Source organism: Vibrio hepatarius (assembly GCF_011806575.1).
In the GTDB taxonomy this organism is placed as follows: domain Bacteria; phylum Pseudomonadota; class Gammaproteobacteria; order Enterobacterales; family Vibrionaceae; genus Vibrio; species Vibrio hepatarius_A.
This window is the reverse complement of the sequence record NZ_JAATOO010000017.1, coordinates 1-15,193: the sequence shown is the minus strand read 5'-3', so window position 1 is coordinate 15,193 and position 15,193 is coordinate 1. Positions and strand designations below refer to the sequence as shown.

The following is a 15,193-nucleotide window of genomic DNA, read 5'->3' as shown; positions in this document are numbered from 1 at the left end:
GTTGTTGAAGAGTTTAAATGCTATGCGCCTTTTGGCGGTGTGAATGCCATTAACGCGGGCGCTTGGCCGGTGTATTTCTCAATTTTCACCAACGCAGAGTTCGCTGCACAACCGTTACCCAAGCGAGAGGTTGGGATATCACTGGTTAGTACGTTCACCGCGCCGTTACGACATATACCAGTGCTAGGGTCTAGGTCTGGCCAGCCGCCTTCGTGGATACATACCGCACCTTGCTTGATGCCATCGGTGACTAGGGCTCCGACGAGCACTTCGCCACGGTCATTGTAGGCGCGAACCAAATCGCCGCTCTTGATGCCGTGTGCTTTGGCATCTTCAGGGTGAATCGAAATCGGCTCTCGGTTGGCGATAGCGTATTGCTCGCGCAGTTTTGCGTAGTTGAACTGGCTGTGCAGGCGGTGCGCCGCGTGTGCTGACATCAACTGCAACTCGCCCTGTTTGGCTGAGCCGTAAAACTCGGTTGGCTCGATCCAAGTTGGGTGAGCTGGGCAGTCTTTGTAGCCATAACCTTCGATGGTTTTCGAGTAAATCTCAATCTTGCCGCTCGGTGTGCCCAGTGGGTTCATGATTGGGTCTTTGCGGAAATCGGCATGACGGACAAAGCTCGCGGCTTTCTTGTTGAACTTCATTTCAATCAGTTCGTTAGCATCCCAGAATTTACCAAAGTTAGGCATACGAACACGGGCTGATCGTCCGCCTTTCTGTGCTGCTTCGTAGAAGCCTTTCAGCCAGTCCATTTCTGATTTGCCTTCGGTGTAAACGTCGCGACCGCCCGGTTTGATCAGCTCTGCCATGTCTGCAAATACATCAAAGTCACTGCGCGCTTCACCTTGCGGTTCAACCACTTTCTTCATTGGGACTAAGTGTTGGTTACTGTAGTCACCTGTCATGGTCAGATCATTACGCTCAAATGAGGTGGTAATTGGCAGCACCACGTCGGCGTGTTTCGCTGCCGCTGTCCAATAGATTTCAGAGATAACGGTTAGCTCGGGTTTTTGCCACGCTTTGATCAGGCGGTTGGTATCTTGGTGTTGAGTGAAGTTCGCGCCGCCAGCCCACCAAATCATTTTGATATCAGGGAAGGTACGTTCGTGGCCGTTATGTTGATACTTGGCGCCCGGATTTTCCAACGCTTCAACAATTCGTGCAACAGGGAAGGAATTCACCGCACCAGATACGGCCCAGTCGTTGCCAGCCGAAGAGCCACCACCTAGTGCCGCTGAGATAGCGGGTAATACGCCGGCATCGCGCGCAGGGTTACCGCCGTTTGAATAGTGGTATGAGAAACCGAAACCACCGCCAGGTAGGCCGATTTGCCCCAACATTGCCGCCAACGTCGCGATCATCCAGTGGCGCTGCTCACCGTATTGCTGGCGCTGAATACCCCAGCCCGCCATCAACATGGTACGGTTGTCACTGAAGATGTCCGCCAGCAACTCAAGCTGTTTCGCGGGTACGCCAGTAATATCGGCTGCCCATTCTGCGGTTTTCTCTACGCCGTCTTCTTTACCCATCAAGTAGGCTTCAAACTTGTCGTAGCCAGTGGTGTATTTGTCTAAGAATGCTTTGTCGTGTTTGCCTTTTTTCACTAAAGAATGGGCAATACCCATCAGCATCGCTACGTCGGTCATTGGACGCGGTGCGATCCACTGCACTTTGTCTTCAAAGAATTCCACGGTCTCAGATCGCATTGGGTCGATAGCGATGATGGTTTTGCCGGATTTTTTTAACTGGTGGAAGAACTCAAGGCCAGAACAGTCAGTTGATGTCCAGGCAATCTTAAGGGTATTGATTGGGTTCATCCCCCAAAGTACGACAACCTCGCTGTTCTCCAACACAACAGGGTGGGTGGTTTGCTGTTCATACACCTCGATTGAGCCCATCACATGCGGCATGATGATTTGTGCCGCACCAGTAGAGTAGTCACCAAGGTGGCCTGAGTAGCCGCCTGCCATGCTCATATAGCGTTGCAGCAGTGTCTGCGCCTTGTGCAGCACACCCGATGAACGCCAGCCATAAGAGCCTGCAAATATTGCTTCTGGTCCATTCTCTTTGCGGATTCGCATATGTTGTTCGTGGATCAGTTTGTACGCTTCATCCCAAGATACGCGCACGAATTCGTCTTTGCCACGAATGCCAGTCGGTGCAGATGGATTTTCCAAGAATCCTTTGCGCACCATCGGATACTTAACGCGCGCTTGGGTATGAACTTGGTCTGGCCCCGTCGACTGCAAGCTGTTTGGCACGGTTTGAGGCAGAGCGTTTTTGGTCGCAACCAGTTTGCCGTCTTTGACTTCACACAGCATCGGGCCCATTCGACCCGCAGTGAGGACTCCAGAACCACGCTTAGATGCAGCAACTGCAGAGAGGGGCGTAACTGATGTGATAGCAAGCGCGCCAGCTGCAATACCTGATCCTTTGAGGAATCCGCGACGTGTAATATCTGTCATAACTATATCCTTTTGTTTCTAGTGACCGGCCACGTCTTTTGCGTGGTTTTGGAAGAATTTGGTTAAGATCTCCAAATCGAGTTCAGAGATATCGGTGCGCTCACCCATGCCTTTGGCAACAGGTCCCCAAGCGTTTACGGTGAAATGGTTCGCCGGAATTTTAGAGTGACACGTTGAGCAGTAGACGTTATCGAGCTCCTCTGCATAAGCCCATAGAGGTTCAGGGCTTGCCAATACAGGCGCATCGATAGCGGCTTCGAGTTTTGCGGTACGCCATTCGTTGCCGTATTCGTCGATTTCAAACTCACCGACTTCAAGAGCTTGCTGACCCGCGTCACTTAGCATCGCGATAATGCTGCGTTGTCCTTTACCCATGTAGATTACTTGTTCCGCCCCTTTCATCTGGTAGCCGGATAGGGAGACCGTACGCTCTGCTTCAGAAGTTCCGACCACAGACATTTCGACCGCTGGGTTAATAGAGCCGAAATCACCAATGCTGATTGGAGCGATGGAGTAGACGGTGCTTGCGTCTGCCGGTGTATTCTCAGTTTGGGCAACGACGCGGTTGTATGCTTCACTGTCGAGTTCTGGCTCTGGTGCAAAGTGCGCAACACCTTTGTGACAGTCGATACAGGTTTGGTTGTTCTCTATGCCATATTTGTGCATTTTTGCTGCGTCTTCAGACTGTTCGTACGTGTCCATTGCATCGAAAGAGTGACACGAGCGACAGGTCGCTGAATCGTTGGCACGTAACTGTTCCCATACGGTTTCTGCCATCGCCATACGGTGTTCTTCGTACTTCTCTTCGGTATCGATTTTGCCAGTGACAAACTCGTGATAAATGTCTTTAGAAGCACGAATCTTGGTGATGACGTAATTGATAGGGTCACTCGGAATGTGACAGTCAGAACATTCGGCACGGATGCCTTTAGCGTTGGTGAAGTGGATGGAACCTTGGTATTCCTCGTATGGGATTTGCATCGTATGGCACGATACGCAGAACTCGGTGCTGGAAGTTTTATGCATGATGGCCGCCGTACCACCTAAAACAATCCAGCCTAAGACCACCCCGACACAAGCAATCAGTAATATGTATCTTTTTCTTATCTGCATTTTATTTATTAACCAATTTATCATTATTTGTTTACTCACCATCTAACTCTTAAGGGGTAGGTGGTGAGTTGATATAAATCATTAATTTTTGAGAACTGACTCGAGTAGTATAGAAAATGTGCTACATATCACTGTGTATTTATGGTTGCTGATTTGGAATGAGAATGGTTCAGTTATAAATGTGAGTTATTAGTCGTAATTTCTATTGGACTATTCGGATGGGTGGTGGGGCGTTATGCGGAAATTATTCGGCTTTCTAGGTTGGGTTAAGGGTAAAATCAAGGGAAATTGCGAACCAACCTCAGAACGAGGTTGGTCATTGTTTGGTTGATGCTAACTTGCTGGAAGATTGCGTTATTTGGCCGCAGCGTTGGTTAAGTTGCCCAACACTCCACTGATTTTATTGATTACTTCATCACAACCTTGAATGTTATGACGTTGCTTTAAATACACCGGATCGTTATACGCCAACCAAGTTTTGCCCGCTAAATCTTCATACACCAACACTTTTTGCGGTAAATCGATCGCCACTTCTTGCGCACAGAGCATCAAGGGAGTACCAACTTTCGGATTACCAAAGATGATCACTTCAGTTGGCCTTAACGTCATATCGACCTTAGCCGCATTCTCTTGGTGGTTGATTCGTGCGAAGACGTTGAGCCCTTTTTCTTGAGCGATTGCGACAAACTTATCTGCGGTTTGTTCTACCGCGTGGACACTGGCCACTTTTGTCACGCCCTGCTCGGCGAGTGCGTTAAATGACGCGATCGCGACTAAGAAACCTAATGTTATTGTTCTAACCATATTACTGACCCTCTTGATATTTATTCTGGTACCAAAGAAACTAACTTCCGTTGATGCGTATTGCCGTGACACAGACCGGATACGATAAAGAAGTCATTCAAGTTGTTGCACCGATAGCCTTGTAGTATCAAACATGAGAATAAAATTTGACTCGTGACCATTTTAAGACGGTTTCGAGAACTTGGCGGATGGTTTGATAACGTTGAAGCCGTATACGGTGAGATTAAATAGGAAAGCAAATTCAGCGAAAGGGAGAATTGGTGCGCTTTGTGCGGTTCTGGACAATCACTCTACAATATTAAACTACTGGAATATTTGGACTTCTCCGTGGCAAGGCGTTCTATATTTCTGGTTGGATTGCACCATCTATGGAATACGCCATTCTCCTTTAAAAAGACAAAAAAATGCGGCCGTGGTGACCGCACTTAATCATCCATATTTATAGATGTTCTGAAGGATTAGTGACAGTAAGTGTTTCCCAATCGATTGTGAAACGAACTTGCGCTTGTGTAAGGTGTGTCTCTGTACCGTAGTCATACCAAGTACACGCATTGCGAGAGAAGCCTTCCTCTACCTCTTTCATTCCTGCACGAGCGATCATGTCTGTTCTTGTTTCGCTGCCGCGATCTAATTCAGGCGTGAATACGTACTGGAATTTTGGTTTAAAGCCATGAATCAGGCGCGGTAAGTTTTCTTCCGGTAATAGATTTTCGTTGTAGCAGTCGGTGTAGTGGTACACGCCAGCCCATTTTCCGTAGTACTGGTAGTCATTGGTATAAATTTGGCTGAGGGATGTGGTCCATTTTACCCCAGTACCGCGTTCGAACGCTGCCTTTGGCTTAGCCGCAGTTACATAGTCTTGGCTTGAGTAGCGAGATGTGTAAGCGACGCCGAGTTGGCTGGTCAGCGAACCAGAAAAACTTGGTGCGGAACCCGGTGTTACTGTGGCAGTGAGTCCGATAGACGGCGCAACGGTCGTGGTGGAAACCGAAACATCGTTGGCTTCATTCTGTGGTGAGTAGTCCTCACTAAAGATTGGCGCACCACCCGCTTGGTAAATAGAGTAATCAAAAGTCACCGGATAGTTTTGCGTAAAACGAGCGAGCAAAGGTGAGTCGTAAGTCTGCCTGACACCAGCTTCACCAGGAACGTATCCATTACCTAGTGTGATAATGCGCGCAGCCTTTTTACCGTTATTCGAGTTATGAAATAGCTCGACCAACAACTTCATTTGTACCCGGCTGCCAATAAAAGCAGGTTGATACGGCTTGGATTCACTTTGCAGTACGACTTCATAGCTCTTTTTTATGTACCCGTCTAAAGCAATATCATCAATGAGGACGCTTTCAACAACATCATTCGCTGAGACGGAGGCAGCGGCAGAAATACCCACGATTACGGGTAACAACATCTTATTTTTCATTATATTATCCACTTGCATGGGAACAGTCCCAGAAATTAGCTGTTAGACTATAGCGCATCAGTGAGGATTAAACAGGTCACACCAGAGCATAAAAGGTCAGGCTTGTATCTATCGCTTATAAAGTCGCCAGTATTTGCGACTCTTCGCGCGTAGAAAATCGTGCCGCGAGTATATTGCTTCGTTCATTGACTGCATGGTCGCTTTGTAACGGTTCAACGTAGATCGCTTACATCACTTTCCTTTGGTTAAGCTAACATTACAAGCGGAGTTTAAAGAGCGCCCACTGCTGCAGCGTAATCCAGTTGTGTTTTGGAGGATGACAGCCTTGATTGCCACCTTGAACTACTGGTTTTACTCTGAATCAGTGAAATCTTGGGCTCATCCTTCTCGGTTCAACGGTTCTTGTTTTTCCTGTAGTGCGTTGACAATGTTTGATAATCAAAATAAATTGATGTTCAAATAATTTGACTATCAAACTAATGGTGCCATTTTGAATTCTTCACAGCAGCACAGCCACAACTTTTCTGGACACAACCAACAAGGTGAAAAACGAACTTTTTACGTTCTGTTGCTGACCCTCACCACCATGGTGGTCGAAATTACCGCTGGAACGCTTTTTGGATCAATGGCGCTGCTCGCTGACGGTTGGCATATGGGGACGCACGCAGCGGCGTTTTGTATTACCTTGTTCGCCTATCGTTATGCACGTAAACACGCCAACAATGAGCGATTTTCTTTCGGTACCGGAAAGGTAAGCGTACTGGGAGGCTATACCAGTGCGATTGCTTTAGGGATTGTGGCATTGTTGATGTTTGCCGAATCGGTGCACCGGTTATTTAACCCTGAGAGCATTCAGTTTAATGAAGCTATTATCGTCGCTGTTATCGGTTTGGCGGTTAACGTCGCGAGCATGTTCCTGCTAGGCGAACACCACCATGATCACTCTCATCACCATGGGCACAAGCACCATCATCATGACCACAATCTACGAGCGGCGTATCTGCATGTTTTGGCGGATGCACTTACGTCCGTGCTTGCCATTGCTGCGCTGATCCTAGGCAAACTCTATGGATGGAACTGGCTCGATGCCGCCATGGGTATTGTTGGTGCCGTGGTTATAAGCAAATGGACGATGAACCTTATTAAGCAAACCAGCCCAATCCTGCTCGATGAAAACATTGAACAAGAGTACAGAAGTGCAATCAAAGAAGAGCTGGCACCTTATGGCACGGTGACGGACCTGCATGTGTGGAAGGTGAGTGGTCATCACTATTCGGCTGCGATTACCCTACACGCATCGGCAGGATTAACCGTTGACGAATATAAACAAAAGCTAAGTAAGTTTGATAAGATTAGTCACCTAACGTTAGAAGTACACTCATCATAATCATGCAAAATATCGAACACCTAAACCAATTACTTACTGAGTTCTACGACAAGATGTCGTCGTGGGAACAGTCTGTCGTTAAAGAGACAGACTACTCTTTGGCTCAGGTTCACACCATCGAAGTGTTGGGTGTGCATGGTGCGCTGCGCATGAAAGAATTGGCCGAGAAGTTAGGTATTACGACCGGTACGTTGACGGTGCAAATTGAAAAGCTGGTGGCAGCGAAGCTTATTGAGCGCCAAGCCCACCCTGATGATCGCCGCGCGATTGTGGTGACTTTGACAGAAGAGGGCCAAGCGATTCATCGTCAACATAACCAGCTGCACTTAGACCTAGTTAAAGACCTAACTCGTAATATCGATTCCGAGCAAGAATCGGTGCTCTTGGCTTGCCTAGAAAAGATGAATCGCGAGTTTTAGGTTCCTTAGAGGGGCACTTCTATGTTCCCTCGCTTGGCTGGTACCAATTATCGGCTCTCTCACCAGATCTGACCGACATAAGGATTTGTCATTGTTAGAAGAACACCAACAAATATGGCGTGATTACTATGCCAAAGCTCTGCAACGTCGTCATTTACCGCGAACTGAGTTGGCAGCCAAGCTGAATGAATCTCGAACGCGAGTCGCGATAGACTGTGGTTGTGGGACGGGAAGTGATATTCACTATTTGGCTGAACTTGGTTATCAAGTACACGGATTTGATATCAATTCTGATTCTATCTCAATTTGTCGTGAACGCTTTGCGAACCAAGCATTGGTTGAACTTTATCAAACCAGCTTTGAGAGTTTTGATTACCCGAAGAGTGGGCTTGTCATCGCCAACAACAGTCTCTTCTTTGCCAATCCTGATAGTTTCTTTGATACCTGGCAACGCATCACAGACAGCTTAGAAACTGGTGGTGTGTTTGCTGGTGACTTTATGGGGACAAATGACAGTTGGGCGTCGGGGTACCGTTCTCCGACCACTCCACTTAACGAAACTCAAGTGAGAGAATTATTTAGACAGTTTGAGATTGTCCGCTTTGTCGAGCGTGATGAACAAGGACAAACTGCACTTGGTCGGATTAAACACTGGCATACGTTTTCCGTGGTTGCGGTTAAGCGTGGTGGTTGGTGGGTAGGAGATAAGGGAAGCAAAGTTTGCTGTGGCTTAAAAGACGTTGAGTCTGAGGTCTGAGGTGAGTTATCTGCTCCTGATTAAGTGGTAAAACTCAAGTAGGAGCAGACGTTCAAGTGTTGTATGGGAAAGGTTTTAAGTTGAACTGAGTGCTTTAGTAACCATCTACAGTTGAAGCCCAAGCCCCTTTTACTTCGTCGATGTTAGGTACAAAAGATACTTCGTCAACTAAATGTGTATATACGTCGGCAGCCTTAGATTTCTCTTGTTCATTTAACGTTTCTATACCACTATCTTTTAGTATCATCTCGTATACTTGCCTATTGTGAAAGCTAATGCCACCTTCATAGTCATCATATAATGTTGCATAGGCGTAACCTCGGATTAGGAACTCCCTATCCTTATTGCTTTTATTAAATTGTCTTAAAAAATAATCGTACGTAATAAAGTATCGGGCATTATCCACAAGTGGTAAATTTTGTTCTACTAATCTATCGAACTTAGCCATAGAAGGGATAACGTCTTTAAATTTTTCATTCAATAAGTCAATAGATACAATGTCGTTGTTCAATGCTGCAACCATTAATAAATTAGCTAGAACTTTTCGATCTTGAGTTGTTAATGCTATGACATCCCTATTATAAGGACTTAAGTGCTCTCTAGTTTGGTACATGAATACTAGCTGACGTAAAGGTCGGTAATAATTTTTCTTTATACCATCTTCGACTATCTCGAGAAATTGATTGAAGTAGTCAAAGTTTGTGCGATCAAAACGAGTGTAAAATAGATATGCGTATGCCGCTTTGACATCTCCAGTCGCTGCTCTTTCTTGTAAAATATCTAGACCAGCCTTACCCCATTTTTTATCACAATAGGATCGCATTCTCATCTTACATTGGTAGGAATTAAATTCTGGTGAAAGTTTTATGGCAGAATAGGGGTTGCCGAGTTCTGCGGATCTCTTAAACAGCTCCGCACCATTCCATCCTGAAAACGCGCTGCTTCTATAAGTTATATCGCCTAGCCAAAACATAGCATCTGCGTTTCCTTGATCAACTAAAGGCTTGAGCAACTCTCCCGCTTCGTACCATCTACTTTGCTGAATCGCAATAATGGCTTTAAATAGAGGGTCGTTCGGTTGAAAAGTGCTTGCAGCGTATAAATTTGAATTGATTGTTTTATTTGTACTTGCGATTGAAATCAGTTCACTCAGCCGTCCTTCTGGAGGTTTAGTTAACTCATAGTCTGTAAAGCTAGGAAAGTTTATATAGGTATAGTAGCCACCGAGTGTCAAGAAAGCTGTTATCGAAGTTATTAAAATATATTTGACTATATTTTTTGTCTTAATCATTGAATCATCCGTTTTTAGAAATAATAACTATGGCATTAGATTAAATGAGAATCTATTCCAATTTTTCATTTCTGTGTTTGTTTAAAATAGATCAATGGAAGTTTCATCTAAGAACATATTTGGTTTTATATCTTTTACAAACTCAGCCACTTGTTTATCCATTTCAGCTTGCTCTTGCTCGGTTACTAGAATTTCAAAAACAGGATCCCCATTTTGATCGGAAATAGGTAATCCATTTTCGATAGCTCTTCGGTGAACAATTGTACCATTATCACTTTCCTCTCCTCCTAGAGCACCTGATAATCGATTATAGTAATAGGCTTTTTTGGGATCAGATTGGATAACTACATTGCCATTGCTATCTTTTTCACCCAAGAAATAACTGAGGTATAAAGTTCTAGCCGCTTCAGGATAACCAAGTTGAATAGCTTCATTGATCCATTTCCTTGCTTCGTCAAGATTAACCGTAATCATGTGATAATAAAGGGTTTGCATAGCTGGAGCATAGCCTTGTTCTGCAGCGAGTCTCAAATACGGTAACTTTTCATCAGATGAATCCCAGTATGTATTGTAATCTAGGAACTTGTATCCCCCATTTGGTACAGCATTGCTAATGATATCTTTGTATCGACTTTGACGATAAAACGGTATGTACTCCCACCATTCTCTTTTGGTTATGTTTAATGCAAACGCTGCTTTCCCATCACTTTGTTGAGCGAGTTTAGCCCAGCCTTGTTGGGCTTTAGGCTCCCATTTATTATCACAGGGCCAACCTAAATAGTTACATGGTGTATTTGCATAGAGTTTCCCGCCAGCAAGTACACCCATTGCCCAAGGATCGCCCATTCTGGCAGCTTTCAAAAAAGTGTCACCCGCTTGAAAGTGTTTGCGGCTTTTATATTGAACGACACCTAACCAAAATGTGGCATAGGCACTGCCGTCGTTCGATTGCTGCTGCAAGATCTCCTCTGCCTTCTGATATTCTTTTTGGTTAAAGAGGAGGATCCCTTGCTCGGTCGGGCTTTGTGCCCAAACGGTGTGCTGAGCAAAGAGTAATAGGATAAATAGGATTTTTTTCATTGAAGCCTAGGCCACTTTTTCGTTGACCTACAAATATGTGTGCAGGTGTATATAATTGTCCCTTCATTGTAGAGGGACAAAGATGAACAACAAGTGGTTAAGCATGGTTTGTTTGATGCCAATCATAGCCGGATGTGGCGGTGACCGCATTGACGTATCTAGTGAGCATCTGTCGACGCAACAACTGGAAACCATCATTAGCAATATTAATGCGCAGTATCCTGATGTTGGTATAACACTAAAAAAAGAGATGGCTGATGTGGCAGTCAAAGCGATAGAAAACCTCGTATTTGTAGAGGGAGGGAGCTTTGATATGGGAGACTTTAAAGGGCCGTGTGAGATCCCAAGTAAAACACGCGAAAGAATGGATTGGTCTCCTGATCATAAATGTTATTCGATCGCTGATTTCTCAGGACAGGGATACCAGCATAAAGTCACCTTAGATGCGTACTCAATCTCCAAATACGAAACCACGTATGCTGATATGGAAGTGATGCGAAAAACCAATGGCCTACCGGTTGCCGACCAAAATCTGGATGGAACCCCTCGTGATAGAGACTCTAAAGAGTTTAAAGAGCGATTGAAAAAATTAAATACGTATGCCGCTTTTACCAAGACGTGGCAAGATGCTAAAAATTATTGCCAATGGTTGGGCAATATCACTGCGTTACCTTTCGATTTACCGACCGAAGCACAATGGGAATACGCCGCGCGCAGTCGCGGTCAATACCGTTATTTCGCGACAAACAATGGGTATCGTCAACTAGAGGGAAGCAGTTATTTCAACCCTAACACGGGCTATTGGGTCGACTATCGAGATGAAGAAGTGAACGCCTCAACTCGAATCTCTGAGGTAGATGCGTTTCCGCCTAATCCATTAGGGGTGTACGGCATGAGTAACCAGGTGGCTGAATGGGTCAACGACTGGTATGCCAAAGACTATTACCAACACTCTCCCGAGCGTAACCCCCAAGGCCCGGAGTCCGGTACTGAAAAAGTTCAGCGAGACGGCAGTGGGACCACAATGACTTTTTCGCGTTTGCATGCTTCTGGTTATGACCGCTACCGCGTGGGTGTGAGCTTTCGCTGCGCGGTGCAACAGTCCACACCCGTCAGTCCCTCGGTTTAATGCCGCGTCACCGAATCAACGGTGACGCGACGCGCTTAGACATAACGCGGATTATCTCTTCGGTTGAGTGTGGGATATTCGCCGATGACTTCATTGGGGTGAAAGGCAGTGAATCATAGGGGTATCGTTCTCCAGCGACGCCATTCAACGAAATCTAAGTGAAGAGCTATTAGATGATTCGTTTTGTCGAGCGTGATGAACAAGAACAAACCGCACTTGGTCGGATTAAACACTGGCATACGTTTTCCGTAGTTGCGGTTACGCGTGGTGTTGGTGGATAGAGCGCAAACCATACTTTGGCTTAAGAGAAGCTGAGTTTGAGGTGTGGTATCTGCTCCTAATTAAGTGGTAAAACTCAATCAAGAGCAGACATTCAAGTCTTGTATGAGAAAGGTTTTAAGTTGAACTGAGTGCTTTAGTAACCGTCTAAAGGTGTATCCCATGCATCTCGGGCTTCGTCTATGTAGGTAGTGAAGCTTGCTTTTTCAACTAGTTTCTTATAGATAATTCTTGCGCTTGATTTTTCGTTAGAATTTAATTCTTTGGCACCAGTATCCTTTATTTTTCTTTCAAATATTCTTCTATTTAATGTGCTACCATCATTATCATAACTATCAAATAATATAGAATATGCATATCCTTCTATTAAGTGCTCTCTATTGTTAGTTTTTTTGTATTTCTTTAAAAAATATCTATGAGCAATTGAGTAATGGTCAAGGTCTAGAGCAGGGAAATTCTGTTTTACTATATACTCAAACTTTTCTTCAGATTGAATAACGTCCTCAAAAATATTACTTAGCAAATATATAGATGGTAGATCGTTATCTAATGCCGCTATCATTAATAACTTTGCTAGGACTTTGCGATCTTCAACTTCTAATGGAATGACTTCTCGGCTATAGGGGTTGAGTTGCTCCCTTTTTTCATACATATCAACGAGGTGACGTAATGGGCGGTAATACTTTGTTTCAACAGCTTTCTTAGTAACATCTAGGAATTGATCAAAATAATCAAAGCTCTTATCGTCAAAACGAGTGTAAAGTAGATACGAGTAAGCGGATTTGACATCACCATTTTCTGCTTTCTTTTTCAGTATATCTAAGCCAATTTCCCCCCATTTTTCGTCACAATACGCTCCCATTCTCATCTTGCATTGATAAGAGTTAAATTTAGGGGAAAGTTTTAGTGCAGCGTAGGGGTTTCCTAGTTTCGCCGACTTTTCGAACAACTCTGCGCCTTCCCAACCGGAAAACGCACTACTTCGATAAGTTATATCTGCTAGCCAAAACATTGCATCAGCGTTTCCTTGCTCAACTAAAGGCTTGAGCAACTCTCCTGCGTCGTACCATCTACTTTGCTGAATCGCAATAATGGCATTAAACAGTGGTTCACCCGGTTGATAAGTGCTTGCAGCGTATAAATTTGGATTGATAGTCTTGTCATGATTTGTAAGTGTAATCAATTCTTCTAACCGCTCTGCTGGAGGTGTAGTCAATTCGAAATCTGTACCAGTCGGAAGTCTCACATAAGTAGCGTATCCTCCCACCGCCAGAACGATTGTTAGTGATATAATCAAAACGTATTTAACTATTTTTATTCTTTTAATCATTAAATCAACCGTTTTTAGAAATAATAATTATGGTACTAGATTAAATGAGAATCTATTCCAATTTTTCATTTCTGTGTTTGTTTAAAGTAGATCAATGGAAGTTTCATCTAAGAACATATTTGGTTTTATATCTTTTACAAACTCAGCCACTTGTTTATCCATTTCAGCTTGCTCTTGCTCGGTTACTAGAATTTCAAAAACAGGATCCCCATTTTGATCGGAAATAGGTAATCCATTTTCGATAGCTCTTCGGTGAACAATTGTACCATTATCACTTTCCTCTCCTCCTAGAGCACCTGATAATCGATTATAGTAATAGGCTTTTTTGGGATCAGATTGGATAACTACATTGCCATTGCTATCTTTTTCACCCAAGGAATAACTGAGGTATAAAGTTCTAGCCGCTTCAGGATAACCAAGTCGAATAGCTTTATTGATCCATTTCATGGATTCATCAAGACCAATTGTATTCATGTGATAGTAGAGAGTTTCCATAGCTGGAGCATAGCCTTGTTCTGCGGCGAGTTTTAAATAGCGGACGTATTTTTCTTCTGAAACCCAGCCACTCATTTTCAAAATGGCGTGGTTACTTCCCTTTCGAAACGCATCATAAAAAATCGTTTCTGAATGATATGAGCGATAAAATGGGATTAACTCCCATAAATACGATTTCTTTACACGTAGCGCTAATATAGCTTTGCCATTGCCGTTATCAGCTTGTTCTCTCCACCCATCGAAGGCCTTATCTTCCCATTTACTATCGCAAGGCCATCCTAGATAGTTACAAGGGCTATTAGCATTCAAAGTATCGCCAGCGAGTACACCCATCGCCCAAGGGTCGCCCATTTGGGCTGCTTTTAAAAAGGTTTCGCCTGCTTGAAAGTGCTTTCGATTTTTGTATTGAACGACACCCAACCAAAATGTGGCATAGGCACTGCCGTCGTTCGATTGCTGTTGCAAGATCTCCTCTGCTTCCTGATATTCTTTTTGGTTAAAGAGGAGGATCCCTTGCTCGGTCGGGCTTTGAGCCCAAACGGTGTTCTGAGTAAAGAGTAATAGGATAAATAGGATTTTTTTCATTGAAGTCTAGGCCACTTTTTTGTTGACCTACAAATATGTGTGCAGGCGTATATAATTGTCCCTTCATTGTAGAGGGACAAAGATGAATAACAAGTGGTTAAGCATGGTTTGTTTGATGCCAATCATAGCCGGATGTGGCGGTGACCGCATTGACGTATCTAGTGAGCATTTGTCGACGCAACAACTGGAAACCATCATTAGCAATATTAATGCTCAGTATCCTGATGCTGGTATAACACTAAAAAAAGAGATGGCTGATGTGGCAGTCAAAGCGATAGAAAACCTCGTATTTGTTGAGGGAGGGAGCTTTGATATGGGAGACTTTAAAGCACCATGTGAGATCCCTTCTCGCACCTTTGAACGAATCGATTGGTCTCCAGAAAATGATTGCTACAGTGGTCCAAGTGCTATGTTAGCTGGAGGGTGGTTTATTCATAAAGTGACCTTAGATGCGTACTCCATTGCCAAATACGAAACCACGTATGCCGATATGGAAGTGATGCGAAAATCCAGTGGTTTACCTCTCGCTGACCAAAATTTGGATGGAACCCCTCGCGATAGAGACTCTAAAGAGTTTAAAGAGCGATTGAAAAAATTAAATACGTATGCCGCTTTTACCAAGACGTGGCAAGA

11 protein-coding genes and 2 pseudogenes are annotated in these 15,193 nt (G+C 44.4%); 5 read left to right on the top strand and 8 right to left on the bottom strand.

The window, feature by feature from the left end; translation table 11 throughout:
* Positions 1–20 precede the first annotated feature (20 nt).
* The 4 genes from HCZ42_RS14055 to HCZ42_RS14040 all read right to left on the bottom strand — a co-directional run bounded on the left by HCZ42_RS14055 (position 21) and on the right by HCZ42_RS14040 (position 5,808).
* A complete protein-coding gene (locus HCZ42_RS14055; RefSeq protein WP_167421284.1) occupies positions 21–2,468 on the bottom strand; it encodes a molybdopterin guanine dinucleotide-containing S/N-oxide reductase in 2,448 nt (815 codons plus the stop codon).
* Positions 2,469–2,486: 18 nt separating this feature from the next.
* The gene (locus HCZ42_RS14050; protein WP_175579511.1) at positions 2,487–3,581 is read right to left on the bottom strand and encodes a NapC/NirT family cytochrome c; all 1,095 of its coding nucleotides are present in this window, start codon (positions 3,579–3,581) and stop codon (positions 2,487–2,489) included.
* 354 nt (positions 3,582–3,935) lie between these two features.
* On the bottom strand, positions 3,936–4,385 hold the full coding sequence (locus HCZ42_RS14045; protein WP_167421283.1) for a DUF302 domain-containing protein: 450 nt from the start codon (positions 4,383–4,385) through the stop codon (positions 3,936–3,938).
* Between the two features lie 439 nt (positions 4,386–4,824).
* On the bottom strand, positions 4,825–5,808 hold the full coding sequence (locus HCZ42_RS14040; RefSeq protein WP_167421282.1) for a leukocidin family pore-forming toxin: 984 nt from the start codon (positions 5,806–5,808) through the stop codon (positions 4,825–4,827).
* Positions 5,809–6,298: 490 nt separating this feature from the next.
* On the opposite strand from HCZ42_RS14040, the pseudogene dmeF reads away from it, so the two are divergent.
* The 3 genes and pseudogenes from dmeF to HCZ42_RS14025 all read left to right on the top strand — a co-directional run bounded on the left by dmeF (position 6,299) and on the right by HCZ42_RS14025 (position 8,371).
* Positions 6,299–7,235: pseudogene (gene dmeF / locus HCZ42_RS14035) on the top strand (CDF family Co(II)/Ni(II) efflux transporter DmeF).
* Positions 7,198–7,614, top strand: coding sequence for a MarR family winged helix-turn-helix transcriptional regulator (locus tag HCZ42_RS14030; protein WP_167421281.1), 417 nt, complete (start codon positions 7,198–7,200; stop codon positions 7,612–7,614). Before dmeF ends, HCZ42_RS14030 begins: the two are co-directional and overlap by 38 nt.
* A gap of 91 nt (positions 7,615–7,705) precedes the next feature.
* Positions 7,706–8,371, top strand: a complete 666-nt coding sequence (locus tag HCZ42_RS14025) for a class I SAM-dependent methyltransferase (RefSeq protein ID WP_167421280.1) — start codon at positions 7,706–7,708, stop codon at positions 8,369–8,371.
* Positions 8,372–8,465: 94 nt separating this feature from the next.
* Here the strand turns inward: HCZ42_RS14025 and HCZ42_RS14020 are convergent, their stop codons facing one another.
* Together HCZ42_RS14020 and HCZ42_RS14015 are read right to left on the bottom strand one after the other, a co-directional pair.
* Positions 8,466–9,662, bottom strand: a complete 1,197-nt coding sequence (locus HCZ42_RS14020; RefSeq protein ID WP_167421279.1) for a hypothetical protein — start codon at positions 9,660–9,662, stop codon at positions 8,466–8,468.
* A gap of 81 nt (positions 9,663–9,743) precedes the next feature.
* Entirely contained in the window at positions 9,744–10,742 is a 999-nt protein-coding gene (locus HCZ42_RS14015; RefSeq protein WP_167421278.1) for a sel1 repeat family protein, read from the bottom strand.
* Positions 10,743–10,824: 82 nt separating this feature from the next.
* Here HCZ42_RS14015 and HCZ42_RS14010 point away from each other — a divergent pair, with 82 nt between their 5' ends.
* On the top strand, positions 10,825–11,871 hold the full coding sequence (locus HCZ42_RS14010) for a formylglycine-generating enzyme family protein (protein WP_167421277.1): 1,047 nt from the start codon (positions 10,825–10,827) through the stop codon (positions 11,869–11,871).
* A gap of 415 nt (positions 11,872–12,286) precedes the next feature.
* Here the strand turns inward: HCZ42_RS14010 and HCZ42_RS14005 are convergent, their stop codons facing one another.
* Together HCZ42_RS14005 and HCZ42_RS14000 are read right to left on the bottom strand one after the other, a co-directional pair.
* On the bottom strand, positions 12,287–13,480 hold the full coding sequence (locus HCZ42_RS14005) for a hypothetical protein (protein WP_167421276.1): 1,194 nt from the start codon (positions 13,478–13,480) through the stop codon (positions 12,287–12,289).
* An 81-nt stretch (positions 13,481–13,561) separates the two neighbouring features.
* Positions 13,562–14,560, bottom strand: coding sequence for a sel1 repeat family protein (locus HCZ42_RS14000; protein ID WP_167421275.1), 999 nt, complete (start codon positions 14,558–14,560; stop codon positions 13,562–13,564).
* Positions 14,561–14,642: 82 nt separating this feature from the next.
* Between HCZ42_RS14000 and HCZ42_RS13995 the strand changes: the two are divergent.
* Positions 14,643–15,193: pseudogene (locus HCZ42_RS13995) on the top strand (formylglycine-generating enzyme family protein); the annotation flags it as partial.